We start from the raw sequence: 24,997 nt of genomic DNA, 5'->3' as shown, positions 1-24,997 counted from the left end.
ATCCCCAGGAACTAGAAGTCCCAGTCGTCATCTTCGGTGTTGACTGCCTTGCCGATGACGTAGGACGAACCCGAACCCGAAAAGAAGTCGTGGTTCTCATCAGCATTCGGCGACAGCGCCGACAGGATCGCAGGGTTCACGTCAGTGACCGACGCCGGGAACATCGCTTCGTAGCCCAGGTTCATCAGCGCCTTATTGGCGTTGTAGTGAAGGAACTTCTTGACGTCCTCCGCCAAGCCAACGGAGTCGTACAGATCGTGAGTGTACTGAACTTCGTTTTCGTACAGCTCGAACAAGAGCTCGAACGTGTAGTCCTTGATCTCCTGCTTCCGCTCAGCCGACTCTTTTTCAAGACCCTTCTGGAACTTGTAGCCGATGTAGTAGCCATGGACGGCTTCATCGCGGATGATCAGACGGATCAGGTCAGCCGTGTTGGTCAGCTTCGCCCGCGACGACCAGTACATCGGCAGGTAGAAACCTGAGTAGAAGAGGAAGCTCTCGAGCAGCGTTGACGCCACCTTGCGCTTCAGGGGATCGTCACCGCGGTAGTAGTTCATGACAATCTCAGCCTTGCGCTGAAGATTCTCATTCTCTGTCGACCACCGGAACGCCTCGTCAATTTCCTTGGTGGAAGCCAACGTGGAGAAGATCGACGAATAGCTCTTGGCGTGCACCGACTCCATGAACGCAATGTTCGTGTACACAGCCTCTTCGTGAGGAGTGATCGCATCAGGAATCAGGCTCACAGCGCCAACGGTGCCCTGGATGGTGTCCAACAGAGTCAGACCGGTGAACACCCGCATGGTGAGCTGCTGCTCGTCAGGAGTCAGTGTCGCCCACGACTGAACATCGTTGGACAGCGGCACCTTCTCGGGCAGCCAGAAGTTGTTGACCAGACGGTTCCAGACATCCACGTCCTTGTCGTCCTGGATGCGGTTCCAGTTGATTGCCTCAACGTGGCTGAGCAGCTTGACCTTCTCGGTCATGTCATCCCCTAAATGGTGGGTTAGTTCTTAGTTAAAGCGTACGACGACGGGCGCGTACCCGCCGTCGTACCGGTAGTCAGCAGCAGCTGGTTACAGCATGCAGCTGACGCAGCCCTCTACCTCGGTCCCTTCCAGCGCAAGCTGGCGGAGACGGATGTAGTAAATGGTTTTGATGCCCTTCTTCCAGGCGTAAATCTGAGCCTTGTTGATGTCGCGCGTGGTGGCGGTGTCCTTGAAGAACAACGTCAACGACAAGCCCTGATCCACGTGCTGCGTGGCAGCTGCATAGGTGTCAATGACCTTCTCAAAACCCAGCTCATACGCATCCTCGTAGTACTCGAGGTTGTCGTTCGTCAGGTACGGCGCCGGGTAGTAAACGCGCCCCAGCTTGCCTTCCTTACGAATCTCGATCTTCGACGCCACCGGGTGAATCGACGAAGTGGAGTTGTTGATGTAGCTGATCGAACCGGTCGGCGGTACCGCCTGCAGGTTCTGGTTGTAGATGCCGTGCTCCATGACCGAAGCCTTCAGTGCGCTCCAGTCCTCCTGGGTAGGAATGTGGATGTTCTTGAACAGCTCGGCAACCTTCTCCGTCTGCGGAACCCAGGCCTGGTCGGTGTACTTGTCGAAGAACTCGCCGCTGGCGTACTTGGACTTCTCAAAGCCACCGAATGTGGTGCCCGTCTGGATCGCCAACAGGTTCGATGCCCGCACCGCGTGGTAAACCACCGAATAGAAGTAGATATTGGTGAAGTCCAGGCCCTCTTCGGAACCGTAGTGCACCCGCTCGCGTGCCAGGTAACCGTGCAGGTTCATCTGGCCCAGGCCAATCGCGTGACTCTGGTCATTGCCGCGGGCAATCGACGGAACCGAGACAATGTTCGACATGTCAGACACAGCCGACAGCGACCGGATGGCCGTTTCGATGGTCAGACCGAAGTCCGGCGAATCCATGGTCTTCGCGATGTTCAGCGAACCCAGGTTGCAGGAGATGTCCTTGCCGGTCTCGTCGTAGGACAGATCATCGTGGTACGTGGTGGGCTGTGAGACCTGAAGGATCTCGGAGCACAGGTTGGACATGATGATCTTGCCGTCGATCGGGTTGGCCCGGTTCACCGTGTCTTCGAACATGATGTACGGGTAGCCCGACTCGAACTGGATCTCCGCGAGGGTCTGGAAGAAGTCGCGAGCCTTGATCTTGGTCTTCTTGATCCGGGCGTCGTCAACCATTTCGTAGTACTTCTCGGTGACCGAGACGTCGGAGAACGGCATGCCGTACACCTTTTCGACGTCGTAGGGCGAGAACAGGTACATGTCCTCATCCTTCTTGGCCAGCTCGAAGGTGATGTCCGGAATCACGACGCCAAGCGACAGGGTCTTGATCCGGATCTTCTCGTCAGCGTTCTCACGCTTGGTGTCGAGGAAGCGGTAGATGTCAGGGTGGTGCGCGTGCAGGTACACAGCCCCGGCACCCTGACGGGCACCCAGCTGGTTGGCGTAGGAAAAGCTGTCCTCAAGAAGCTTCATCACGGGGATAACGCCCGAGGACTGGTTCTCGATCTGCTTGATCGGCGCACCCACCTCGCGGATGTTGGTCAGCGCGAACGCCACACCGCCGCCACGTTTGGACAGCTGCAACGCCGAGTTGATGGACCGGCCAATGGACTCCATGTTGTCTTCGATGCGGAGCAGGAAGCAGGAAACCAGTTCGCCACGCTGGCGCTTGCCAGCGTTGAGGAAGGTGGGGGTGGCTGGCTGGAAGCGACCCTCGATGATCTCGTCGACCATCTGGAGTGCGAGCTGCTGGTCGCCGCGGGCCAGGTGGAGTGCCACCATGCAGACACGGTCTTCGTAGCGCTCCAGGAAACGCTTGCCGTCGAACGTCTTCAGCGTGTAGGAGGTGTAGAACTTGAAGGCGCCGAGGAAAGTCTCGAAGCGGAACTTCTTGTTGTAGGCACGCTTGTAGAGATCGCGAATGAAGTTCATCGAGTACTGGTCGAGGGTTTCCCGCTCGTAGTACTCGTTCTTTACGAGGTAGTCGAGCTTTTCCTCGAGGTCGTGGAAGAACACGGTGTTGTTGTTGACGTGCTGCAGGAAGTACTGGTGTGCAGCCTCGCGGTCGGCCTCAAACTGGATCTCTCCGTTGGGGCCGTAGAGGTTCAACATGGCATTGAGCTCGTGATAGCCCATGCCGTGGAACCGCTCTAGCGCAGGTGCGGCGGTGCCGCCTGCTCCCTTTGTCTCTGTCTCTGCAACAGTCATATCCAAAACGCTTCCAATCCTTGGGCTACGCGGTCAACGTCCTCAGACGTTCCCATTAGTTCAAATCTGTATAGAACAGGTACTCCACACTTGGCTGCGATGATGTCCGCCGCCAGGCAGTAGGTCTCCCCGAAGTTCGTGTTTCCAGCGCCGATAACGCCTCGGATCAAGGATCGATTTCCCTCGTCATTGAGGAACTTGATCACCTGCTTGGGCACTGCGCCCCGCCCGGAAATTCCCCCATAGGTGGGAAGAACCAGAACATATGGCTGGAGTGCCCTAAGAGTCGGATCTCGCGTCAGTAACGGCATCCGTGCTGAGACCGAGCCCATTGCCCCGTCCAGCTTCTGCACAAAACGGTGGGTGTTATCTGAGGACGACGAGAAATAAATCAGTCGGGCATTGGTCACCCCGCCCGGCTCGTTGGGAGCCGCTGCGGTGGGTGTGGTGTCCGTTGCTGCGATGGTCATAAGGTGAATGCTTCCTGACGACGGCGCGGTGAACGCCTGTTCCATAGAAGATCCGTTTCCGGTCAGATCAGGCGACCGAGCTGACCGATGCCTGGCCGAGTTCTGCCAGTTCGTTGATCTTGTCTGGACGGAAACCCGACCAGTGATCCTGCTCAGTGATGACTACTGGAGCCTGCATGTAGCCCAATGCGCGGACACGCTCCAAAGCGGCTGGATCCTGTGAGATATCCACGCTCTGGTAGGTGATGCCCTTCTTGTCCAATGCCCGGTACGTGGCGTTGCACTGTACGCATGCTGGCTTGGTGTAAACCGTGACGGTCATAGTCCCTCTCCCCTTGTAATTCTTAGCTTGTTATCGACGCATATTCAGGAATTGGAGGGCTTCAAAAGTGGGCTACCCGATGATGTTTCGGGCTGCTCCGCCTATGCCTACCTTGCCAGCGGTTCGATATATAAATACTACATCTAGTGCAAACCGATGGATGCGACCCCAAGATGATGTATTACAAGTATGTCATTCATCGGCTGGTTCGTCCACAGACAATCCACAAGTGAACCTCGTGAAAATGTGCGGAAACCAGCGAATCCGTGACCGTCATCCACACCCCTGTGGAGTACTTGCGCACAGGCAAAATACTTCTGTGTCGCGTGTCCTCGGCGTGTCGCGGTCACGTAAGGTCAGCATCTGGGTCATACCCCTTTGCCTCCAGGGCAGGCGTCGATAGACCAAGGCCCGAGGCCGCCGTCAACATCGTCGATTGTTGTCGTCGCCATTGTCGATATCGTCGTCGTCACACCAGAACCGCCGCCGGCGTGGTGAACAAGTGCGCAGTACTGGCGGGTAAGGCCACACAGAGAGAACGCAAAAGCGCAGCTCTGGTGGGTGCGACCGCGTCGCACCCACCAGAGCTGCACAAGACATTCCAGCTGCTCATGGTTGAGGCAGCCGAAGAAGCCTAACCGAGCGGCTTCTGAGACAGGATCTGGTCCACTCCCATGCGTCCGTCACGGAAGGTCATCATCGCGCCCACAAGGTAGAGACGCCAGACACGGGCCACTTCCTCGCCCATCATCTCAACAGCCTGATCCCAGTTGGCGTCAAACCGGTCATGCCAGGCGTCAATGGTCCTGACATAGTGCTCCCGCATGGCCTCGACCCCAAGGATCTCGAATCCGGCGTTTTCGATCAGGTTGACCGTGTCCCCGACAGCACGCATGTGCATATCCGGGGCAATGAAGGATTCAATGAACGGTCCGCCACCCGGATGCTTGCCATGACGCGACATCTGCTGGATCAGGACCTTCCCGCCGGGTCGCACGTTGCGGAACAGGGTCGAGGTGTAGGTGCCGTAGTTCTCTTCACCGACATGCTCACCCATCTCCAGTGAGGCCACCGCGTCGTAGGGCCCATCGCGAACATCGCGGTAGTCCTGTAACCGGATCTCTACCCGATCCTGCAGGCCACGTTCCTTGATGCGCTGATCGATAAAGGCCTTCTGTTCCCTGGAGATGGTCACACCGGTGACTTTGGCACCGAAGTGCTCGGCGGCGAAGAGACTCAGCGAACCCCAGCCGCAGCCCACGTCGAGGAAACGCTGTCCGGGCATGGTGTCCAGTCCGATCTTGCGGCAGACCTGGTCCAGCTTGTCCCGTTGGGCGTCCTCAAGCGTATAGTCCTGGTCGTCGGACAACCAGTAGCCGCAGGAGTAGGCCATGTGATCATCAAGGATCAGTTCGTAGAAGGCATTCGACAGGTCGTAGTGGTGGCTGATTGCCTCGCGATCACGGAGCAGGCTATGCAGCCGGCCCTTGATCTTCGCCTGCGACGCCGGTGCTGGGAGCGGCGGTCCGAAGACCCCCAGCTCGCGGGCCAGCCGGGTCAGCTGCAATACCAATGCGGGAGTGAGCTTCGGCATCGACAGATCACGCGAGGCCACCACCTTCCACAGATGTGTCAGCGCTGCTTCGAGGGAACCTGGCACATCGATTTCACCGGTCACATAGGCCTGGGCCGCACCCAACTCCCCCGGGCTCCAGAGCAACCGCCGCAGCGCGTTGGCGCTGTTGATCTGCACCTCTGGCTGGTCCTTTGGCCCGGCAGTGCTGCCGTCCCAGGCCCGCAGATGGACGGGCAGTTCACCGCCGACGATGGGTTCGAGGATCCGCGCGAGCTTTCCGGCGATGTCCTTATCGATGCTGGCGGCCTGCAGTGTGGCGTCTGGTTGAGTCAAGGGGATGCTCCTGATGGTTATGGCCGGCGGTCGAAGATGAGCTGTTGCACATCGAGGTACCCGGACTGAAAACCGGCCCTCGAATAGCACAGGTAGAACTGCCACATCCGCTGGAAGACCTGGTCGAAGCCCAGCTCCGATACGTCATCGGTGTGGGCAAGGAACCGCTCTTCCCACAGCCGGAGGGTCTGCGCGTAGTGGTCGCCCATGGAGAGCCGCTCCCGGACCCGAAGGCTGGTGTAGCGGTCGGTGATGTCCTCAATCGCTCGCACCGAGGGGATGAAGCCTCCCGGGAAAATGTACTTGTGGATCCACGTGTAGGACCGGCGGGTCACCATCATCCGCTCGTGCGGCATGGTGATCGCCTGAATAGCCACCCGGCCGTCCGGCGCCAGCAGCCGGTCAATGGTCTGGAAGTACACGCCCCAGTACTCATAGCCCACAGCCTCAATCATCTCGACTGACACGATCGCATCAAACTGGCCCTCGACGGCGCGGTAATCCTTCAGCTCCACGGTCACACGATCGGAGAGCCCGGCGTCTGCAATGCGACGTTCGGCGAGTTCCTTCTGTTCACTCGACAGGGTCACCGAGACTACGGTGGCGCCGCGGCGTGCCGCACGGATGGCCAGCTCACCCCAGCCGGTGCCGATTTCCAGCACCCGGGTGCCCTCCCCGACATCGGCCTGGTCCAGCAGACGGTCAACCTTGCGCTGCTGAGCTTCTGGAAGGTCATCCCACCGGGCGTCCAGCAGTTGCGGGCCGTTGGCGTCAAACAGTGCACTGGAATAGGACATGGTGTCATCCAGGAACAGCTTGAACAGATCATTGGACAGGTCATAGTGCCGGGAAATGTTTGACCGGGTGTTGACCTTGGTGTTGCGCTCCTTGCGGGGCGGCTTCGGCAGGTACAGTCCGCGGAGCTTCTGCAACGGCACCGGGACCAGATGCGCAGCCTGTGCGGCGAACACCTGCATCACCTCGGTGAGGTCCGACGCCGTCCAGTCCTGCGCCATGTAGGCCTCACCCAGACCGATCAGACCATTGTCGCCCAGACGGGCGAAAAAGTCGGCAGGCCGGTGGATGCGCATCTCGGGACGAGGTCCGCCGCCCGGCGCGCCGAGCACCGTGCCGTCGTCGTACACCACCCGCAGCTGCAGGCGGTTCACTGCGGCAGCGAAAATCTTCTCGGCGAGGGCTGCAGCAACCTTGTTCCTCGGACCCGACGGAACGTTGGCGATACCGGGCCAATACTCCGGGTCAGCGTCAGCCTCGGAACGGACAAGGGTACTCATCGAACTGCCTCCTGTGATTCATGGTGTGGGCGGGTGCGCACTGGCAAACGACGCCTCCAGAGTTTAACTCCCTGCCACCGGATCTGCGCAGCTGCGCGCAGAGGTGCAACAGGGATGGCCGTGATCATCCGAACAACATTTCGGGTGGTGGCCGGCAACCGGTGCCCTGCCATGGTGGCGATGAAAGGGGCCTGGCCGTCCCGGTGCAGGGTGATTGCAACCTTCAGACGCTCCGCCGGTTCCGGAACCCGCATCTCATAATTTCCTGAAACGTCGTTAAACGGCGACACATAGAACGCTTTCTCAGTGGTGGCACGGCCGGCCTCATCAGGGTTCAGCAGGTAGCAGTGACGCTCCCCGTAGGTGTTGTGTACCTCGGCGATCACCGCGGCCAACGACCCGTCGGCACGATGGCACCAAAACAGACTGAGCGGGTTGAATACGTGACCGAGTACCCGACCGCTGGCCAGCATGGTTACCCGGCCGCCGTCGTCGTCGATGCCCTGGGTTGCCAAATAGGTCGCCACGTTCGACCGGATGGACTGCGCCGGGTCCCCTAGATGGTCGGCTGCCGAAAATACCGCGAACGGCCTGAGCACGCGCGGGAGCACCGGCAGATCAGCCAGGTCCACGAACCAGCTGTAGCTGCGGTACGTGAACTCGTTGTGTAACGGCGTCCGGCGGATGTGTCGGATTGTCGTCGGGTACAGGGCCGCGGTCATGACGGAGCGTCCTCCAGCGCCGCGTCGAGTCGCTCGGCGTCCCAGGATCCGCCCAGGCGTTCGGCCGCACGCAGCCCGGACAGGGCGCCATCCTCATGGAACCCCCAGCCGTGGTAAGCCCCGGCGAAGGCGATGCGATCGTCGCTGAGCTCGGCCAACCGGCGCTGGGCGGCCAACGACGACGGCGTGTACTGCGGGTGTTCGTAGGTCATGGACCGCAGCACTGACGATGGGGCTATCTCGTCGCCCTCACCCAGGCTGACCAGGAACCGGTGGTCGGTCCGGCCTTCGAGCCGCTGCAGGCGGGTCAGGTCGTACGTGACCAGCACGCGGTCGGGGCTGGCGCCGCAGGACGGCAACCGATAGTTCCACGACGACCGCGCGGCGTCGGTGCGCGGCAGCACCGACTCATCGGTGTGGAACAGGGTGTGATTGGTGGAGTAGGGCATGCCTCCGAGGACTTCGGCCGCCAGCGGATCGGGGTCCCCCAACATGGCGAGCGCCTGATGCGGGTGGGTGGCAATGACCACCGCATCGTAGGTTTCGGTGGCCCCGTGCGCGGCATCGCCCAGCACCGTGACGACGACGCCGTCCCCCACCTTGCTCACATCAGTCACCGGTGAGCCAAGCCGCACGTCTTCGATGTGTTCCAGCACCCGGGTAACGTACTCCCCCGACCCGCCAGTGACCGTGCGCCACTGGGGCGATCCTTTGATGGTGAGCATCCCGTGGTGTGACATGAAGGAGAACAGGTACCGCGCGGGGTAGGCGAGCGCCGTGGCCGGGTCGCAGGACCACACGGCCGAGACCACCGGAGTCATGAAGTGGGACGTGAAGTAGTCGCTGAACTTTCCCCTGGCGAGAAACTCCCCGAGGGTCATGCCGTCGTCGACGGTGGGGTTGTCCGTGTGTCCCTCAGACCCGCTGGTTTCCGTCAGCAGTGCGCGGGCGTCGCGCTGGAAGCGCAACACTTCGAGCAGCATCCTGAGGTATTTCCCACGTCGGAGCACTCCCGGCTGCGCGAACACCCCGCGACGGCCCTTCGCGCCGGCGTATTCGAGACCGCAGCCATCGCACCGCACCGACATGGTCATGTCGGAGTCCTGCGTGGGAACTCTCAACTCGCCGAAGAGCCTCAGCAACGTGGGATAGGTCCGGTCGTTGTGAACGATAAACCCGGTGTCCACCCCCGAGGTGGTGCCGTCGGACATCGGCATCTGGTGGGTGTGGGCGTGCCCGCCCGCGCGGTGGTCGGCCTCGTACAGCGTGACCGAATGGTGACGGCTCAGCACGTAGGCCGCTGTCAGCCCGGCGACACCACTGCCAATGACGGCGATCCTGCGTCGTGCGCGGAACTCGCTACGGTCGGCCCCCTGGGGGCCAGTGTCATGCTGATCGTCGGTCATCTGCGCTCCTCCGCGTGGGTTGTGGGACTTCGCTGCCGGCCAATTGGCCGGTCAACTCGCCACTGCAGGCCTCCTAGAAGGAAAACGCCTGTTGTAAATATAGTTTGGTTAGTGTTCGGAGACGGACGTTTTCCGGATTGGTGCGATGGACCAGGCCAGACGGCAGGGATAGAGCGTCAGCAGACGAAAGGATTGCCGTGGTCAACCCAGTGCATTTGCGCACTCTTCTGGAAGTCATTCGCCTCGGATCCTTTACCGCTGCTGCGTCCCGGCTGGGGTACACGGCGTCGGCCGTGTCGCAACAAATGTCAGCACTGGAACGGGACACCGGGGCCACCCTGTTTGAACGGTCGGCACGAAGCGCCGTCCCCACCGAAGCGGCGCTGGTGATGGCGCGTCACGCCGCGAAGGTTCTCACCGATATTGACGCCCTGCTGGCGTCCACCGCGCGTGCCGAGGCGGAGTCCACCCAGGAGCTTCGGTTGGGGATCTTCCCGAGCCTGGCGACCTATGCCCTGCCGCGGTTACTGGGCACCCCTGAGTGGCGACGTTTGGGGATCAGCCTGAAGGTGTACGTGGCCGAACCCGGCCAGACCATCCAGGGCTTGCGGACCGGCGGCGAACTCGATTTGGCGCTGGTGTTCCAGGTGGGCCAGGGTGGGCTGGCGTGGCCGTCATCGGTCAGCCGTCAGTGGATCGGGGACGACAATTTCCGGGTTGTGCTGCCCGCTGCCTGGGGCATCCAACCGGGGGCTGCGGTAAGCGCCGACCAGCTGTCCGACATGCCCTGGATCATGCACCACCCGGGAACCAGTGATGCCACGGTGATTGAGCGGTTGTTCGCCAGCTGCAACCTGCATCCCCGGGTGGTGGCGTATTGCGACGATTTCAATGCCAGTCTCGAGCTGGCTGCGGCCGGCCTCGGCGCCGCGTTGGTTCCCGACCTGGCGATGACGCACGGCCCGGCCGGTGTGGTGGCGCTTGACGTACCGGAGATTCGTCTCGCTCGAAGCATTTTCGCTCTGCAGATCAGTGACAAACAGACCACCAGGGTGGGGCTCTTCATGGATCAGCTGGCCGGCATCCTGAAGGCACAGAGCATCGAGCCGATCCGCCGCTAGAGCTGGGCCCGCACCCGGATCGCAGCGTTGACCAGATTCCGCAGCGACTCAGTGGTCTCGGTGTATCCCCGGGTTTTCAGCCCACAGTCCGGGTTCACCCAAAGCTGGCGGGCTGGGACGTGCCGAACCGCTTTCTCGACGAGTTCTACCACCTCATCCTCGCCGGGGATCCGTGGCGAATGAATGTCGTAGACGCCCGGACCCACCCCCCGGGCGAACTGCTGCCCTTGCAGGTCGTGGACCACTTCCATCCGCGAGCGGGCGGCCTCGATGGAGGTGACATCGGCGTCGAGCCCATCGATTGCGTCGATGATGGCGCCGAACTCTGAATAGCAGAGATGGGTGTGGATCTGCGTAGCTGGCGTTGCCCCGGCCGTCGCCAACCGAAACGATGCCACCGACCAGGTGAGGTAGTCCGGTTGCAGCGACTTCCTGAGTGGCAGCAGCTCCCGCAGCGCTGGTTCATCGACCTGGATGACACGGATACCGGCGCGCTCAAGGTCGCTCACCTCGTCCCTGAGGGCAAGAGCCACCTGGTTGGCGGTCTCCCCCAGCGGCTGGTCATCCCGCACAAACGACCACGCCAGGATGGTGACCGGTCCGGTGAGCATTCCTTTGACCGGCTTCTCGGTGAGGGACTGGGCGTACTCGGCCCATCGCACGGTGATGGCGTCTGGACGGCTCACATCGCCCCAGAGGATGGATGGCCGGGTACACCGTGAACCGTAGGACTGCACCCACCCGTTCACCGTGACATCGAAACCGTCCAGGTTTTCGGCGAAGTACTGCACCATGTCGTTCCGCTCCGGTTCGCCGTGGACGAGGACGTCGAACCCCAGGTCCTCCTGCAGAGCGACCACCCGGGAGATTTCTTCCTGCATCAGGCTGGTGTACTGCTCAGCGGTCAGGTCGCCCCGCAGGAACCGGGCCCGGGCTGAGCGCACCTCGGCGGTCTGCGGAAACGACCCGATCGTGGTGGTCGGTAGCACCGGCAGCTGCAGGGCTGTTTCCTGCGCGGCCGACCGCTCCGGATAGGGGACGCGGGTGAAGTCCGACGGCGTGAGCGACCCGACGCGGGCTCTCACCTCGCTGCGGATCACTCCTTCGGTGGCGGCGCGGGCGGCAAGCACAGCCGACGCCTCGGCTATTGCCGCGTCAATGGTCCCCGCCGGTGAATGATCGACCAGCCGGGACAGGGTCACAACCTCCTCCACCTTCTGATCAGCGAACGCCAGCCACGTCCGCAACTCGCGGTTGAGCTGCGGCTCGTCCTCGACGCTGTGCGGCACATGCTGCAGGGACGTCGAAGTGGCGACGCTCACCCGGGACACCGACGCCGTGAGGGTGGACAGTGTTGTGGCCGCCCGCGCCAGGTCAGCCTTCCAGATGTTGTGGCCGTCCACCACTCCGGCAATCAGGGTGGTATCGCCCAGGGCGGCAAGGTCGGCCGCAGGGGGCAGCCCGCCTTTGACCAGGTCCAGGTGGAGCGCGTCGATTCCCGTGCTCCCAAGGATCGGCAGCAGACCGCCTAGCGAGCCGTACTGGGTGGTGACGAGGACCGCGGGTCGCTCCTTCGCAGCGGCGAGAAGACGATACGCCCGTTCGACGGCGTCGGCCAGCTCTGCCGTGGGAACCGCCTGGTCTGCCACCAGGGCGGGCTCCTCGAGCTGCACCCACTGTGCCCCCGCTTCGGCCAGCTGCTCGAGGAACTGAACGTACAGCGGCAGCAGGTCATCGAGACGACTGAACGGGTCGAACCCTGCTGGCGCTTCGTCGGCTGCCTTGCTCAGCAACAGGAAGGTGACCGGACCGATGATGGTCGGTCGGACGGTGAAACCCTGTTCGGCCGCCTCCTCAACGTTGCGCAGTATCCAGTTGTTGGCGAGCGTGAAGCGGGTGCCCGGCCCAATTTCGGGGACCAGATAGTGGTAGTTGGTGTCGAACCACTTGGTCATTTCCAGGGGCTGCCTCCCGGCGTCGCCCCGCGCCAGGGTGAAGTAGGCGTCCAGGCCCAGCCGCCCGTCGTCGTCGTAGAGGTCGCGGAACCGGTCGGGAACGACGCCGAAGGTCGCAGCTGTGTCGAGCACCTGGTCGTAGAGGGAGAATGACGCGGGAATCGCTGACGTGGATTCCCCCAGGCCAAGGGCGGCGAGGTGCCCGTAGCTGTTCAGCCGCAGCCTCCGCGTGGTGTCCTCCAACTGGGCGGCCGTACTCTCACCCGCCCAGTAGGATTCGACTGCCCTTTTCAGTTCGCGGTGGGGGCCGATCCGGGGGTAGCCGATAATGGTGGCTGCTGGGAATGCAGTGCTCATGAGGTAGGTCCTTCGGGAGTGGGAGGGATTAGGCGGATTGGCTAAGGCCTGGCACCGGGGGCCTGCTGAGCTCAAGCCGGTCCAGGACGTCAAGTGCCGCCCCATGTTCGTTGAAGGTGTAGATGTGGAGACCCGGGGCGCCGTCGTCGAGCGCCGCATGGGCGAGGTCCACGGTGGCCTGAACGCCGATGCGGCGGCGCGCGGAGTCGTCATCGGCATTCATCAGCCGGTCCTTGAGTGTCGCGTCAACCTCGATACCCGCGAGCTCGCTGAGTCGTTCAAGCCGCCTCACGCTGGTGAAGGGGACAACACCGGGAATGATGGGAATTTCCACCCCGGCCCGGCGTGCGGTACGCAGGAGCCGGCGGTAATGATCGGGAGCGAAAAACACCTGGGTGATCGCGAAATCGGCGCCAGCGGACTGTTTGGCCAGCAGCACCTCGATGTCATGTTCGAGACTGGGTGACTCCGGGTGTTTGGTGGAGTAGGCGGCGACCCCGACTGCTACCTTGCCTGCACACAAATGCGCCGTCAGCTGACGCTCCACCTGCCGGATCAGCTCGACCAGCTCGCTGGCATAGTGCAGGTCACCTGCTGGCAGTGACAGGTCCTGGGGTCGGTCACCCCGCAAGGCGAGAATGCCGCGCACTCCCCGGGAAATCAGTTCATCGACCAGCTCCATGAGGTAGTCGCGCGAATTGCCAACGCCGGTCAGGTGGGCCAGCGGTTTCAGGGTGGTCTCGTCGAGCAACCGCATGAGCAGGCCGATGGCCGTGTCACGGTTGGAGCCGGACGCCCCGTAGGTGACGGAGACGAAATCGGGGCGGGTGTCCTCAAGGGCTCGAATGGTCCGCCAGAGGCCCTCATCGGCGCGGGAGGTCCGAGGCGGAAAGAGTTCGTACGACAGGGCGGGGTAGGTGTGCGGGGGCGAATGCGCGATAGACATTTGTGTCCTTGTCGATAGGTCACTACTGAAACGGTGATGCATCAGATGAGTGAAGAACCAGGAGGGAAGCAGAGCAGGAGTTCAGGCGGCGCGCGGCCGAACACCACTCAAACTTCTGCAAACAAATGTCAGGCCCACATGGGGGCACCCACACTCTCCGCTGGAGAGTCGCTGACCCGTTACTGAAGTAACTTGGTCGCTACGCTACGCCGTCGGCCCCGTGGCATCAAGTATCCGCCGCGTAATGCTGCGTCATTGGATGTCGTCGGCATTGCTGGGAGAATAGCAAGCATGCTGAAAAAACCATCCGGTGCTCGACTGTTAACCCAAATGGGTGGGCTGGTCCGACACAAACGGATACTGCTCGCCTTTAAAGCTGCGCTCGCCGCGTCAATCGCCTGGGTGATCGCGCTTCAGGTTCCGGGAGTCGCCGCCGAGTACCCGTACTACGCACCACTGGGCGCCGTCGCCTGCATGTATCCGACCATCGCTGGTTCAGCCAAACAGGGAGTCCAGACCCTTGCGGGGCTGGCTATCGGGTTTGCCCTAGCGTTCCCGATCATTTTCCTGGGCGATCGCTCGGTAATCTCCATCGCGCTGGTGGTTGGCTTTGGGGTGCTGGCCGGTGGTCTGCCGCGCATCGGTGCAGGACGGGATTGGATCCCCATCGCTGCCCTGTTTGTGCTCCTGCTCGGTGGCGACGATCCCGATGGGTACTCCTTCGGGTATCTGCTCCAGATGCTGGTGGGCGTGAGTGTGGGGCTAATCGTGAACATCCTGATCGTCCCGCCCCTGCATCTCACTGGTGTGGTCACCGGGCTCGACAGCCTCAGGTCGGCACTATCCCTCCAGCTCAAAGACATGGGTGAGGCGTTGAGGGAACAATGGCCACCCGAGCACAAGGAGTGGGCCGATCGCCAGAACAAACTCACGACGTTCAGCCAGGAAGTGCGTACAGCGGTTCAACTCGCCGATTCGAGCCGCCACGGCAATATCCGTCAGTACCGTCACAAAAGGGACCTCGCCGCAGATTTCCACTCGCTGCAGTCAATGGAGCGAATCACCTTCTATGTGGAGGACATGACCGAGTTGCTCGCCGACGTCATCTGGCGATCGCCGGAGACCACCCCTCTGCCCAAGCCCCTGGGACCGCCGCTCGCCCACGCCGTGAAACTGACCGCTGCCGCTGTTGAAGAGTGGGACACCACAGCTGATTCGATGACCGATGCCGAAGCGGCGGTCGAAGACTTGATGCAGCACGTCAAACACGTCTCACCGGATGATCGCATCGAAGCCACGGCGTCGCTGGGCATGTCGCTGAGGCGCATCCTGCTGACCATCCGCGCCGACGCCGGCCCCCAGGACCAGGACGGAATTAGTCTGCAGGCTCCTGAAACGAATGATCAATAATGCCGAGGTCAGCGAGCTGCGCCGACATTCCGGCGCCATCCGGTGCATAGACCCATGGAATATTAGGCGTCCGCGCTGATGCTTTCGTTTTCGATCGGCCACCGGCCAGCACCGCCTCACCCATGGTGAGTTGGCGGATGGCGACGGCACGCACATTCTGCGGGTAATTTTCCGCGAAGTCGGCGTAGATTTCTTCATCATGCTGCCCGTTGTCCCCGATGAGAAGCCATTTGATCTCGGGGAATTCAGCGGCGAGCCGTTTCAGTGAGCTGCGCTTATGCTCGGGCCCGCTGCGGAACCACCGGTCCCGGGTGGGGCCCCAATCGGTGAGTAGCTTCGGACCTGCCGGGTAGAGATTCCGGGAGAGAAACCGCGTTAGCGCGGGCGCAACATTCCATGCCCCGGTGGACAGGTAGAGCACCGGCGCACCAGGGGTCTCCTGGGTGATCCGTTCGAGCAGGACTGCCATGCCGGGCGTCGCTGCCCTGGCATGCTCATCCAGGACGAATGTGTTCCAGGCCGCCAGGAAGGGCCTGGGCAGGGCTGTGACCATCACCGTGTCGTCAATATCAGACACCACTCCGAAAGTGGTGCCCGACTCGATAACCCGCACCGGCGACTCCACCAGGATGTCATCGGCCGACCGCAACTTGATGGTGTGCCACCCGGGGGCCAGCTGCGCATCAATGCGCGCATCGACAATCCCGCCACGATCGGCGGTCACCTCATGGGTTTCCCCGTCAATCTCCACTGTGACCTTCGCATAGCGCACCGGCGCACTGGTGAAATTGCGCCAGCCACGAATGCCCTCCTTGATCGTCTTCAGCACTTCACCGCCCTTGATGGGCGCCATCTCCGCTGGATCAGCAAGAACCACCCGGGCAAGCACCCGAATCCAGGATGCCGAGCCGTAACCGGTGTAGGGAATGATGGTTTCCACATGCCCACGCTTGATGGCGACATTGGTCTGAACCGAGTGCCAAGCGTCGTCGATCCGTAGTCCGAGGTGGGTAGGTTCCTTGACCCCGTCGCGCTGCGGGTCGGGCTGACTTGATGAGGTGCTCGATGACATGCCACCAGTCTTTCACGCCAGCGCACCCACCTTCGTTCAGTAAGGTGGTCCAATGATCGAGACGTGGTGGCAGCAGCTCCTGGGTGGATTCGCCCGGACCGCGCCTCCGGAGATCAGCGTCGTTGAACTGCTGATCATGGTGATTGCGGCCGCGCTGCTTTCACTCCCCCGGGCAACCTGGCGGTATTTCGGCTTGTTCACCACAACTGTGCATGAGCTGGGCCATGCGTTCGCCGCCCTCATGACGGGTCGTGTCCTCAAAGGAATCACCCTGACCATGGACCATGCGGGTACGACGACGACGATCGGCCGGCCAGGGTGGCGCTCCGCCTGGTCAGGTTTCTGGGGGTACCCGACGCCGGCTGCACTCGGGGCGATCCTGACGTGGGCTGGGGTGAACGGCTGGGGTCCGGCCGCCCTGTCGACCGGCGCCTTGATCCTCCTGGCTGCCCTGGCGTTCATCCGCAATGGCAGCGGCGTACTGATTCTGCTGGCCACAGTCAGCCTTTCGTTGGTGCTGGTCCTGGCAGTGCCTGAGGACCTGACCGGGCACGTGGTGGTTGCCCTTGGGCTGGCGTTGCTTGTCGGTTCGGTCCGTGATCTGGGCAAGGTGCTGTCGGTCCATCTGCGACGGCGTCGGGAGCTGCAGTCTTCCGACGCTTACCTGCTCTACCGCAGCACCGGCGTCCCGTCGCCGGTCTGGCTGCTGCTGTTCGCAGTCATCATCGCTGGTTCGCTCGTCGCTGCATGGATCTCGCTCTCAGGTGACATGCCTCCAGGACCCCTCTAATATCATCAGCTTGTTCGCAGGCCCGGATGAGTGCCTCTCCGCAATATTTCCGCTGTATGTCACGATGTCCACCTAAGATGACCGAATTGGCGCTACCGTAGGGGTGCCACACTGACCGTGGCGGGGCGCGTGGCGTGCCCTTCAACAGATTCGGGAGCGTCTCAGTGATATTTCGGTGGGGGAAGTCTGTGCTCGCTGCATTTCCGCGCGGTTCGCGACTCCCGGATCCCGCCTGGAACTCCCGACACCGGATCATCGTCCTCTTTGCGCTGGTGGCGTCCGGGGTTGTTACCGCAGTCGCCCTCGCCCTGGGGACCTCCCTGTGGATGGCCTTGTCGCTTGGGGTTCCGCCGGCGGCGGTGGCCCTGGTGGCATGGAGAGCTCCCATCGGTCGGAGATTTAGTGCGTCGCTGAGTTCCGCATCGCTCATGCTGACCGCCGCCCTAGTGGTACATCTCAGTGGCACGATCGAAGCCCATTTTCTGTTTTTTATTCTGGTTCCGGTCGTCGCGCTCTACGAGGACTGGGCGCCGTTGGCGACAGCATCTCTGCTGGTACTCGGCCACCACGCCTTCATGGGTCTTCATTCCCCGACCACCGTTTATAACCACCAGGCTGCCATCGACAGCCCGGTGACATGGTCCCTGATCCATAGCGCGTTGTTTCTGGCCATGTGCGTCACCAGCATTGTGCACTGGACCATCCACGAGCGGGCCAGACGCGAGGAGAATACTCTCCTGGATCGTCTCGCGAGCCAGGCCCTCCACGACCCGTTGACAGGCCTGGCCAACCGGACTCTCCTCCACGATCGACTCAACCAGGCTCTCAGCCTAAGCCAGCGGACCGGGACGTCGGTCATGGTGATCACCGTCGACATTGATGGTTTCAAACCCGTCAACGACTCCTACGGGCATGCCACCGGTGATGCCCTCCTGGTCGAGCTCGCGCAGCGATTGCAGTCTTGCATCAGGGGCGGCGACACTGCGGCGCGCAACGGAGGGGACGAGTTCACCCTGATCCTCCCTGGCACTCCCAGGGCGGAGGCTCCGAGCATGGCTGGGCGCATCCTCGCGGCCGTCAGCCCACCCTTTAGCCTGCCCGGCGTCGAGTTGGACATGAGCGTCAGCGTTGGCCTTGCCGTCAGCTCAACAGGCGCCGAGGCCGAAGTGCTCCTCCAGGAGGCGGACCAGGCGATGTATTCGGCCAAGCACAATGGGCGAGGTGGTTACGTCATCTTTGACAGGTTGCTCGCGCCGGGAACGCTCGGCACAATGACTGTCCACCCCGGCCAGGCCCGCGACTGGGCGGCCTACACCCAGTCGCTCCGGGCGGAAATTGCGTCAGCCAAAGACCTCGGTCGGATTCCCGAGCAGTCTCGCGGCCCGGAAACGGTCCGCCGTACTCTGGAATCGATCATCGCCGCAATTGACCAGTTGCCCCACGGTCAGCAGCTAGCGAAGTTGGCGTTACCCGAACGAAACGCCCTCGAGGAGTTCGTCTTCCACCATGACATGGTGCAGCACTGGGCCGACACCCTCTTGGTGGACTCAATCATTCAGGCCGAGCGGTCGGCGGACGCCGACCTTTTCTGGCTTTCGCTCCGCAGAACGGCGATAAAGGACCACGAGCACCCCGGGAACAGCCCCGAGTCCGACGGGGATTACCTTCCCGCGGCAGCTACTTAGCGCTAACCGTGACTACGGGCTTGACTGGCGGCTTGGGTGCGTTCACTTGCAGACCGACCGTCGCCGACTGACCCTTTCGGAGGGTTTTGGTCCAGTCGGAGCCGACGCAGGTGACCGATTTCTTCGTCACCGACGAGCATTTCATGCCCCAGGAATTGGCAACACTGAGGACGTTGGGGTCGGTGAATGTCACTGACCACGAGTTCACGGCCCTGGAAGCACTGACGGATATCTGGGCAACATACCCCCCGTTCCACGAACTTTGCAACGCCCACTTCGCGGCAACCGCGCCCGATCCTGATCCCGGAACCGGGATGGCCGTCTTGCTGGGTGTCGGGGCAGGGGACGGCTTCGACGTTGGTGCAGGAACGGCCGACTGGGTAGGTGAGGAAGCCGCCACGGGCCGAAGGATGGGCTGCAGCGCGGCAAGTTTGGCGGTTTCCGGGGTCCGCCAATCCGGCTTTAACAGCCCGCCGGTGTCGGAACTGTTGGGATTGAAAGACCAGTAGGCGAAACTTGTTCCGTTCGCTGCCAAATAGCTCACGAGTTTACTCATCCACTGCTTGTCAGAGGTGGTTTCCAGTTTTGAACCGAATTCGCCGACCAGGACTGGCGCTATCCCGTTCTTGGCAATATAGCCCCAGTTCGCGTCCCAGATCCCCGTTAGATTCGCCGGATAATTAGAGGCCGAGAACCATTTTTGCGGATATACCGATGCTGGGTAATCGTGCGGTGAGTAGACAACCTGATTGGGCACCGTCAATTTCACGGGCTTCTTAGCCACATCTGCGAGGCCCCCACCCCACCAGGTCCAAGAGCCGTTGCCCTGGGCCTCGACGCCTTCAACGATGATCAGGAGCTTGGAGTTCACTGTTTGAACTGCTTTTCCAGCGCGGGTTGCGGCAGCGTGCCAGTCATGTGCGGGGTTCGAACCGCCCCAACGCGCTGCGCCGTGGGGCTCGTTGTGCAGGTCGAAGCCGATCACCGTTGGTTCGTTTTTGTAGCGGGTGGCGAGCTTCTTCCAGTCGGCAATCCACTGCGCCTCACTGTACTGGGGGGTGTACCAGAGCTCTGACTGAGCGGCTGAGGACGGGCGGTGTCGGTCAAGAATGACGTTTAGTCCCAAGGCCTTGGACTTGGCGATGAAAAGGTCCATCACCTGTTGGGGGCTCTTTTTCGCCAGATCCGGGTTGGCATAGAAGTTGGTGTCAGAGCTGACTTTGCCGGTGGTGATGCACTGGTTGGAGTACGGCAGTCGAATGGTATTGAAGCCCATCGACTTGATCTGCCGTAGCCCGTCATTGAGATTGATGGTCCACAGCCCGTGGGGGACACAGTCAGGCGTCTCCAGGCCAAACCAGTTGGCCGCCCGGATGACATAGGGCTTGTTGGCAGCGTCGCGAATTGTTCCGCCGTCAGTGTGCAGCCAGCCCGCACCCTTTGTGGGCACATTCGCTGCGTGCACAACGTCCAATACGTCGGGAGCAGAGGCAGGCGGGGCGACCCCACAACCGGCCAACGCAAGCATCACTGTTGCCATCGTCGCCGCAGCCGTCAGAAAACGCCCACGGAATCCCGCCCGAGTGCCGGAATGTTCAGCCATATCGTTTAATTCCTTCTCAATGAGACCAACTATTCCGGCAATAATCCCTCTGAGAATACGCTAGAAAAACTTCCTCCTACCCACCGGTTCGGTCAGCCTGCGGAGACGCTGCCACGGGTCACAGGGTATCCTTGATGCTGACGAAGGGGTGGGGTGCAGATGTCCAACAACAAGCGGAACGACTCGTCGACCGTCGACCTTCACCCGTGGCCGATTCCGGTGAATAGCCGAGTCCTACACATCGCGAAATTGGTCTTGGGGGCGGGGATGATTGTCATTCTTCTCACCCAGGTGATGCCGGTGAACCTGCTGGGCGGAATGCTGAATAACCTCTTCACCGTTATTCTTTTACTGTCCTGGGCTGGCCCTGCGCGGCGGATGATGCGCCGCTACTCAGCGGGCGGGCGAAACAAGCCCTCCGCTGAAGAACAATAACTCCCACTCACCGCACTCTCTTCCAACCGGCGGAACGCATGCTTGACCTTGTATTTGAGCCCTCGCGTGAGAGGATCACGGTGTGGCTAATCGACGGATGCTCCTTGACACCGCTTCCCTCTACTTCCGCGCTTTCTACGGGTTGCCCGATTCTCTGAGGGCTCCCGACGGAACTCCGGTCAACGCCGTGCGCGGCCTGCTGGATATGATCGCGCGGCTCGTTGCTGACTATCAGCCGACCCACCTGGTCGCTTGCTGGGACGACGATTGGCGCCCCGCCTGGCGAGTCGATCTCATCCCGAGCTATAAGGCCCACCGGATGGTCACCGCGGTGAACGACGGCGTCGACGTAGAGGAGGTGCCGGAAGGACTGGTGGCCCAGGTGCCGATGATCCGTGAGGCCCTGGCCGCCTTTGGGATTACGGTGGTTGGAGCTTCCGAGCATGAGGCCGACGACGTCATCGGCAGCCTGGCGGCCCAGGCCGATTTCCCCGTTGACATTGTTACAGGTGACCGCGACCTGTTTCAGCTGATCGATGATAGCCGCGACGTTCGGGTGATCTACACCGCCCGGGGCATGAGCAAACTGGAAGTCCTGACTGACGCCACGGTGGTCAGCAAATATAAGGTACTGCCGGCTCAATACGCGGATTTCGCTGCCTTACGCGGGGATACTTCCGATGGCCTGCCGGGAGTGCCGGGGATTGGTGACAAGACGGCCGCCAGCCTTCTGCAGGAGTTCGACGACCTGGACGGGATTGTTGCGGCAGCCAACAACCCTGGGTCCTCGCTGTCCGCCTCCATGCGCGCCAAGATTGTTACCGCGGCCGACTACCTGGCGGTGGCGCCAACAGTGGTCAATGTAGTCCGCGATCTTGACCTCGGGGCGTTGAACGCGAGAATCCAGCCCCTCGACGCAGATCAGCGGGACCGGATCGAGAAAATGACTGCTGACTGGAATTTGGGCGGCTCTTCGGGGCGCGCCCTGAAGTCGTTGGGAAACACCTGACCGGCTCCGCTGTTAGGCCGGAGAGGCGGTAATCACCACGTTCTTGCCCCATAAATCCTCCGTGTGACAGCTGATGATCACCAGCTGGTTGGGGATGACATCCCAGATCTCGCTGTCCTTGAGTGTGTCCTTGTTGTAGGTGGTGATGGAGTCGACACTGTACTTCAGGGTTCCCGTTGCGGTCTCGACGGTGACGAGATTGCCTGGAGCTGCTTGCGTGCTAAGCCGGTTGAACGGTGCGTCCCTGCCTTCCCAGCTATGCCCGGTGAGGTAGGTGGTATTTGTTGAGCCCCGGCCGGGCTGACCGTAGGACGACAGCCAGTAACCGTCATCGGTGAACGGCGGGATGATCGATTGGGTAGCAAGCTCGGCGTCGGTCGGGGTGAGGGGAAGGATCGTCACGTCGATTCCCGCAGCCTCGATAGTGAGTCGCACTGGCTGGGCTGCCGCTGGTTTGGCCGCGTCGGGTTCAGCTTCAGCCGGACCACTTTCCGACGGCACGGCAGTAGCCGGTGCTGCGGCGGTGGTTTCGGCTGGCGCCTGAAGCGCACCAAATGCCGCCGACCCAATCAGGGCTGCAAGAAAGAGTGCCGGGAAGACCCGGGCCCGTGTGTCCGGATGTACGAACCTCGGCCCAGCTGATGCCCTGCTTCGTCTGCCCAACACCATCTCCTTCCCTGGCGAAGCGGTCGGTTGTGGTGCCCGGCCGGGGCACCACAACCGACCGTTGATGACGGGTCAGTGCTTCCGGGGTGCTCGACGGGTGACTGAAGCCAGGACCGCCATGAGCGCCAGAGCAACCGCGCCAAATCCAGCCAGGACGGCAGGGGCCGGATAGCTGGATGCGTCAGCCGCCGACTGGATGTTGGCACCTCGGTTTGTCGCTGCCTCGCCGCCGGTACCGGTCCCCCCGCTGCCGGTACCTGTCCCCCCGCTGCCACCGCCGACTCCGGATCCGGTTCCAATGCCAACCTCGGTTTCCGTGGGAGTCGGGGTTGGAGCTGGAGCGGTAGTGGTTTCCGTGGCAGTCGGCACCGGAGTTGTCGGGGCTGTGGTCGGCTCAGGTGCTGTTGGCGTCGGTGTCGGCGCTCCGGTCGGAGGTGCCGTCGGGGCCGTGGTCGGCTCAGGTGCTGTTGGCGTCGGCGTCGGAACTCCAGTTGGACCTGCCGTCGGGGCTGTGGTCGGCTCAGGTGCTGTTGGCGTCGACGTCGGAACTCCAGTCGGAGGTGCCGTCGGGGCCGTGGTCGGAGGTGCCGTCACCGTGGGAATCCCCGTAGGCGCCACCGTAGGACTTGCCGACACTGTCGGGGTCGCCGTTGCTGTGGGACCTTCGGTCGCGACGTTGCAGGGCGAGCTGGTGAACACGTTGTTATCAAGTGTCACAGCACCCTCCCTGGCGAGCACGCGCCCGTCGATGGTTGCACCACCATTCACACTGATTGAGGTCAGCGCGAGGATGGTCCCAGCAAAAGCGGTACCGGTACCCAGCGTCGCCGAACTACCCACCTGCCAAAAGACGTTGCAGGCCTGGGCGCCGTTAATGAACTGGACGCTGCTATTCGAACCGGTAGTGAGGGTTGACCCGGCCTGGAAGATGAAGACGGCATTGGGGTTGTTCTGGCCGTCGAGAGTCAATGCCCCATTGAGCCCAAGGGCTGTGGCGTTGGTATACACGCCTTCCACCAGAGTGAGCCCGCCGAGCTCCTGTGCCACGCTGGCTGTACTGGGTTCGCCCGCAGCGTTGTCGTAGGCAATTCCGAGGTCTGACTTTGCCTGCACAGCCGTTGCGTTCGCAACATCCTGCCCAGCCGAGACTCCCGGAGGGAACCCTGTCACCGACGTGCCCGGACTAAGCCCAAGCCGGCGGTTGAGGACACTGTTTCCGGTATTGGTGACAGTCGATCCGGCGAGGACCGAGTAGTTGGCCGCAGTCCCCAGGAGCGGGGCGTCGGCGGCGAACGCCGACGGCTGCCCGGTGAGAGCTCCGACCAGCACCATGAACCCGGCGGTGGTGGCGGCAATGACACCCACCACGGCCCGAGTCGGTGGACTGGCAAAGTGGGTGGATTGACGATGACTTCGAGTGGTGCCCATGTGGATGCCTTCCAGCAGCGAGAGAGTGCGTCCAAGAGCTCGATCCCACTGCAGGGACGTCCACAGTGAAGGACCTCGATTTGGCTCGCGAGAGATGAGGAGACGAAAAACGGCATTGATAGCAAACAGTAAACCAAAGGGTGCTTAGCGTTCCGCCTACTTCTGTCAGAATAACCCCTACACTCGAAAAAAAGATTAACAATGACGGAAGTTTTAATCTTTGTGTATCTGTTCGTCGACCGAGCGTTCCCCTTCATTTTGGCGAGGTACGGCAGTAGGCTTCCGTCATGGCCATCGCCCGCTATCCCAGTGTCGTCATCGACTGCCCCGACCCGGCGTCCCTCGCAACCTTCTACGGGGCTCTGCTCGGGTGGACGGTGGACGCCAGCGATGACTGGGCGGATATCCGACCCGACGACGCGAGCAACTGCATATCGTTTCAGCAGGTGGAGGATTATCGACCTCCTGCCTGGCCGGACCAGGTCAGCCCGCAGCAGATGCACTTCGACCTGATGGTTGAAGATCTCGACGAGGGCGAGACCGCGGTGCTCGCCCTCGGCGGTACCAAATGCGCGGTCCAGCCCGGTGAGACCTTTCGGGTCTTTCTTGATCCGGCGAGCCACCCATTCTGCCTATGTATCGCGTAAACAGTGCCATGCCGGTGGGATACAGGGTCAATGACTGAGTCAGCATCCCACCCCACCGGGGCCGACCCCCTCGAATTCGTTGCCGCAGTTTCCCACCCCGTCAGGCGCAAAGATGCCGAGATTCTGGTGGAGTTGATGACCGACGTCACTGGTCAACCGCCCACCATGTGGGGGCCCACCATTATTGGCTTCGGCAGTTATCACTACCGCTACGATTCCGGGCGGGAAGGTGACGCGGCAGCGGTCGGGTTCTCTCCCCGCAAAGCCAACCTGGTCCTTTACGGGCTCACCGAGGGATCAGAATATGGTTTCTTACTCAAGCAGCTTGGCAAACACAAACGTGGAAGTTCGTGTCTCTATATCAATAAATTGGCTGATATCGACCTGAAGATCCTTGAGCAACTGATCCGCAACGGCTACGAGCACACCACGAGTCACCATGACGTTGTATAACGGTTGGCTCACGTAACCAAGTCGTGCTGTCGGTGAGCGCGCCCTATC

22 protein-coding genes are annotated in these 24,997 nt (G+C 61.8%); 8 read left to right on the top strand and 14 right to left on the bottom strand.

All coding sequences use genetic code 11. The features are described 5' to 3' along the window. Nucleotides 1-11: 11 nt before the first annotated feature. The 8 genes from nrdF to ABD059_RS15430 all read right to left on the bottom strand — a co-directional run bounded on the left by nrdF (nucleotide 12) and on the right by ABD059_RS15430 (nucleotide 9,372). A complete protein-coding gene (nrdF, locus tag ABD059_RS15465; protein ID WP_019482488.1) occupies nucleotides 12-986 on the bottom strand; it encodes a class 1b ribonucleoside-diphosphate reductase subunit beta in 975 nt (324 codons plus the stop codon). 90 nt (nucleotides 987-1,076) lie between these two features. Continuing rightward, nucleotides 1,077-3,176, bottom strand: a complete 2,100-nt coding sequence (gene nrdE / locus ABD059_RS15460; RefSeq protein WP_343882157.1) for a class 1b ribonucleoside-diphosphate reductase subunit alpha — start codon at nucleotides 3,174-3,176, stop codon at nucleotides 1,077-1,079. 68 nt (nucleotides 3,177-3,244) lie between these two features. Next, the gene (gene nrdI, locus ABD059_RS15455) at nucleotides 3,245-3,718 is read right to left on the bottom strand and encodes a class Ib ribonucleoside-diphosphate reductase assembly flavoprotein NrdI (protein ID WP_343881650.1); all 474 of its coding nucleotides are present in this window, start codon (nucleotides 3,716-3,718) and stop codon (nucleotides 3,245-3,247) included. Between the two features lie 67 nt (nucleotides 3,719-3,785). Further along, entirely contained in the window at nucleotides 3,786-4,040 is a 255-nt protein-coding gene (gene nrdH / locus ABD059_RS15450) for a glutaredoxin-like protein NrdH (protein WP_019482491.1), read from the bottom strand. Between the two features lie 634 nt (nucleotides 4,041-4,674). Then, complete coding sequence (locus tag ABD059_RS15445; protein ID WP_343881647.1) at nucleotides 4,675-5,949, bottom strand: class I SAM-dependent methyltransferase; 1,275 nt, start codon at nucleotides 5,947-5,949, stop codon at nucleotides 4,675-4,677. A 17-nt stretch (nucleotides 5,950-5,966) separates the two neighbouring features. Beyond that, entirely contained in the window at nucleotides 5,967-7,244 is a 1,278-nt protein-coding gene (locus tag ABD059_RS15440; protein ID WP_343881645.1) for a class I SAM-dependent methyltransferase, read from the bottom strand. Further along, nucleotides 7,241-7,966 (bottom strand): DUF1365 domain-containing protein, encoded by a 726-nt coding sequence (locus ABD059_RS15435; RefSeq protein WP_343881643.1) that lies wholly within the window; start codon nucleotides 7,964-7,966, stop codon nucleotides 7,241-7,243. The genes ABD059_RS15440 and ABD059_RS15435 overlap by 4 nt, the downstream gene beginning before the upstream one ends. Continuing rightward, nucleotides 7,963-9,372, bottom strand: coding sequence for an NAD(P)/FAD-dependent oxidoreductase (locus ABD059_RS15430; protein ID WP_343881641.1), 1,410 nt, complete (start codon nucleotides 9,370-9,372; stop codon nucleotides 7,963-7,965). Before ABD059_RS15430 ends, ABD059_RS15435 begins: the two co-directional genes overlap by 4 nt. 197 nt (nucleotides 9,373-9,569) lie before the next feature. Here ABD059_RS15430 and ABD059_RS15425 point away from each other — a divergent pair, with 197 nt between their 5' ends. Next, nucleotides 9,570-10,493, top strand: a complete 924-nt coding sequence (locus ABD059_RS15425; RefSeq protein ID WP_343881639.1) for a LysR family transcriptional regulator — start codon at nucleotides 9,570-9,572, stop codon at nucleotides 10,491-10,493. On the opposite strand, the gene metE is transcribed toward ABD059_RS15425, so the two are convergent. Both metE and ABD059_RS15415 read right to left on the bottom strand, forming a co-directional pair. Further along, entirely contained in the window at nucleotides 10,490-12,805 is a 2,316-nt protein-coding gene (metE, locus tag ABD059_RS15420; RefSeq protein ID WP_343881637.1) for a 5-methyltetrahydropteroyltriglutamate--homocysteine S-methyltransferase, read from the bottom strand. The two genes, ABD059_RS15425 and metE, sit on opposite strands and share 4 nt — an antisense overlap. 28 nt (nucleotides 12,806-12,833) lie before the next feature. Beyond that, the gene (locus ABD059_RS15415; protein WP_343881635.1) at nucleotides 12,834-13,751 is read right to left on the bottom strand and encodes a methylenetetrahydrofolate reductase; all 918 of its coding nucleotides are present in this window, start codon (nucleotides 13,749-13,751) and stop codon (nucleotides 12,834-12,836) included. A gap of 291 nt (nucleotides 13,752-14,042) precedes the next feature. On the opposite strand from ABD059_RS15415, the gene ABD059_RS15410 reads away from it, so the two are divergent. Beyond that, nucleotides 14,043-15,161 (top strand): FUSC family protein, encoded by a 1,119-nt coding sequence (locus tag ABD059_RS15410; RefSeq protein WP_343881633.1) that lies wholly within the window; start codon nucleotides 14,043-14,045, stop codon nucleotides 15,159-15,161. Here the strand turns inward: ABD059_RS15410 and ABD059_RS15405 are convergent. Then, the gene (locus ABD059_RS15405; protein WP_343881631.1) at nucleotides 15,127-16,233 is read right to left on the bottom strand and encodes an App1 family protein phosphatidate phosphatase; all 1,107 of its coding nucleotides are present in this window, start codon (nucleotides 16,231-16,233) and stop codon (nucleotides 15,127-15,129) included. The two genes, ABD059_RS15410 and ABD059_RS15405, sit on opposite strands and share 35 nt — an antisense overlap. Before the next feature lie 52 nt (nucleotides 16,234-16,285). Here ABD059_RS15405 and ABD059_RS15400 point away from each other — a divergent pair, with 52 nt between their 5' ends. Both ABD059_RS15400 and ABD059_RS15395 read left to right on the top strand, forming a co-directional pair. Beyond that, nucleotides 16,286-17,023 (top strand): M50 family metallopeptidase, encoded by a 738-nt coding sequence (locus ABD059_RS15400; protein ID WP_343881629.1) that lies wholly within the window; start codon nucleotides 16,286-16,288, stop codon nucleotides 17,021-17,023. A gap of 188 nt (nucleotides 17,024-17,211) precedes the next feature. Continuing rightward, nucleotides 17,212-18,708, top strand: coding sequence for a diguanylate cyclase domain-containing protein (locus ABD059_RS15395; protein WP_343881627.1), 1,497 nt, complete (start codon nucleotides 17,212-17,214; stop codon nucleotides 18,706-18,708). Here the strand turns inward: ABD059_RS15395 and ABD059_RS15390 are convergent. Beyond that, nucleotides 18,701-20,311, bottom strand: a complete 1,611-nt coding sequence (locus ABD059_RS15390) for a cellulase family glycosylhydrolase (protein WP_343881625.1) — start codon at nucleotides 20,309-20,311, stop codon at nucleotides 18,701-18,703. The genes ABD059_RS15395 and ABD059_RS15390 overlap by 8 nt on opposite strands. 159 nt (nucleotides 20,312-20,470) lie before the next feature. Between ABD059_RS15390 and ABD059_RS15385 the strand changes: the two genes are divergently transcribed. Both ABD059_RS15385 and ABD059_RS15380 read left to right on the top strand, forming a co-directional pair. Continuing rightward, on the top strand, nucleotides 20,471-20,746 hold the full coding sequence (locus ABD059_RS15385; protein WP_343881623.1) for a hypothetical protein: 276 nt from the start codon (nucleotides 20,471-20,473) through the stop codon (nucleotides 20,744-20,746). A 97-nt stretch (nucleotides 20,747-20,843) separates the two neighbouring features. Continuing rightward, nucleotides 20,844-21,755, top strand: a complete 912-nt coding sequence (locus tag ABD059_RS15380; RefSeq protein ID WP_343882155.1) for a 5'-3' exonuclease — start codon at nucleotides 20,844-20,846, stop codon at nucleotides 21,753-21,755. 12 nt (nucleotides 21,756-21,767) lie between these two features. Here the strand turns inward: ABD059_RS15380 and ABD059_RS15375 are convergent, their stop codons facing one another. Continuing rightward, on the bottom strand, nucleotides 21,768-22,418 hold the full coding sequence (locus ABD059_RS15375; protein WP_343881621.1) for a class F sortase: 651 nt from the start codon (nucleotides 22,416-22,418) through the stop codon (nucleotides 21,768-21,770). Nucleotides 22,419-22,493: 75 nt separating this feature from the next. After that, nucleotides 22,494-23,849, bottom strand: a complete 1,356-nt coding sequence (locus tag ABD059_RS15370) for an ice-binding family protein (protein WP_343881619.1) — start codon at nucleotides 23,847-23,849, stop codon at nucleotides 22,494-22,496. A 287-nt stretch (nucleotides 23,850-24,136) separates the two neighbouring features. Here ABD059_RS15370 and ABD059_RS15365 point away from each other — a divergent pair, with 287 nt between their 5' ends. After that, nucleotides 24,137-24,496, top strand: a complete 360-nt coding sequence (locus ABD059_RS15365) for a VOC family protein (protein ID WP_343881617.1) — start codon at nucleotides 24,137-24,139, stop codon at nucleotides 24,494-24,496. A 30-nt stretch (nucleotides 24,497-24,526) separates the two neighbouring features. Next, nucleotides 24,527-24,949 (top strand): DUF1801 domain-containing protein, encoded by a 423-nt coding sequence (locus tag ABD059_RS15360; protein WP_343881615.1) that lies wholly within the window; start codon nucleotides 24,527-24,529, stop codon nucleotides 24,947-24,949. Nucleotides 24,950-24,997: the final 48 nt, after the last annotated feature.

Source organism: Arthrobacter flavus (assembly GCF_039526005.1).
In the GTDB taxonomy this organism is placed as follows: Bacteria; Actinomycetota; Actinomycetes; order Actinomycetales; family Micrococcaceae; genus Arthrobacter_D; species Arthrobacter_D flavus.
Note: the sequence above shows the minus strand (reverse complement) of the source record. Positions and strands in the feature narration are given on the sequence as shown.

Coding starts and splice junctions, on each gene's coding strand:
- ABD059_RS15390 (WP_343881625.1), bottom strand. CDS start 20,311: ATGGCTGAACATTCCGGCACTCGGGCGGGATTCCGTGGGCGTTTTCTG.
- ABD059_RS15400 (WP_343881629.1), top strand. CDS start 16,286: ATGATCGAGACGTGGTGGCAGCAGCTCCTGGGTGGATTCGCCCGGACC.
- ABD059_RS15410 (WP_343881633.1), top strand. CDS start 14,043: ATGCTGAAAAAACCATCCGGTGCTCGACTGTTAACCCAAATGGGTGGG.
- nrdI (WP_343881650.1), bottom strand. CDS start 3,718: ATGACCATCGCAGCAACGGACACCACACCCACCGCAGCGGCTCCCAAC.
- ABD059_RS15370 (WP_343881619.1), bottom strand. CDS start 23,849: ATGGGCACCACTCGAAGTCATCGTCAATCCACCCACTTTGCCAGTCCA.
- ABD059_RS15380 (WP_343882155.1), top strand. CDS start 20,844: ATGCTCCTTGACACCGCTTCCCTCTACTTCCGCGCTTTCTACGGGTTG.
- ABD059_RS15360 (WP_343881615.1), top strand. CDS start 24,527: ATGACTGAGTCAGCATCCCACCCCACCGGGGCCGACCCCCTCGAATTC.
- ABD059_RS15435 (WP_343881643.1), bottom strand. CDS start 7,966: ATGACCGCGGCCCTGTACCCGACGACAATCCGACACATCCGCCGGACG.
- ABD059_RS15430 (WP_343881641.1), bottom strand. CDS start 9,372: ATGACCGACGATCAGCATGACACTGGCCCCCAGGGGGCCGACCGTAGC.
- metE (WP_343881637.1), bottom strand. CDS start 12,805: ATGAGCACTGCATTCCCAGCAGCCACCATTATCGGCTACCCCCGGATC.
- ABD059_RS15415 (WP_343881635.1), bottom strand. CDS start 13,751: ATGTCTATCGCGCATTCGCCCCCGCACACCTACCCCGCCCTGTCGTAC.
- nrdE (WP_343882157.1), bottom strand. CDS start 3,176: ATGGGCTATCACGAGCTCAATGCCATGTTGAACCTCTACGGCCCCAAC.
- ABD059_RS15440 (WP_343881645.1), bottom strand. CDS start 7,244: ATGAGTACCCTTGTCCGTTCCGAGGCTGACGCTGACCCGGAGTATTGG.
- ABD059_RS15365 (WP_343881617.1), top strand. CDS start 24,137: ATGGCCATCGCCCGCTATCCCAGTGTCGTCATCGACTGCCCCGACCCG.
- ABD059_RS15405 (WP_343881631.1), bottom strand. CDS start 16,233: ATGTCATCGAGCACCTCATCAAGTCAGCCCGACCCGCAGCGCGACGGG.
- nrdF (WP_019482488.1), bottom strand. CDS start 986: ATGACCGAGAAGGTCAAGCTGCTCAGCCACGTTGAGGCAATCAACTGG.
- nrdH (WP_019482491.1), bottom strand. CDS start 4,040: ATGACCGTCACGGTTTACACCAAGCCAGCATGCGTACAGTGCAACGCC.
- ABD059_RS15385 (WP_343881623.1), top strand. CDS start 20,471: ATGTCCAACAACAAGCGGAACGACTCGTCGACCGTCGACCTTCACCCG.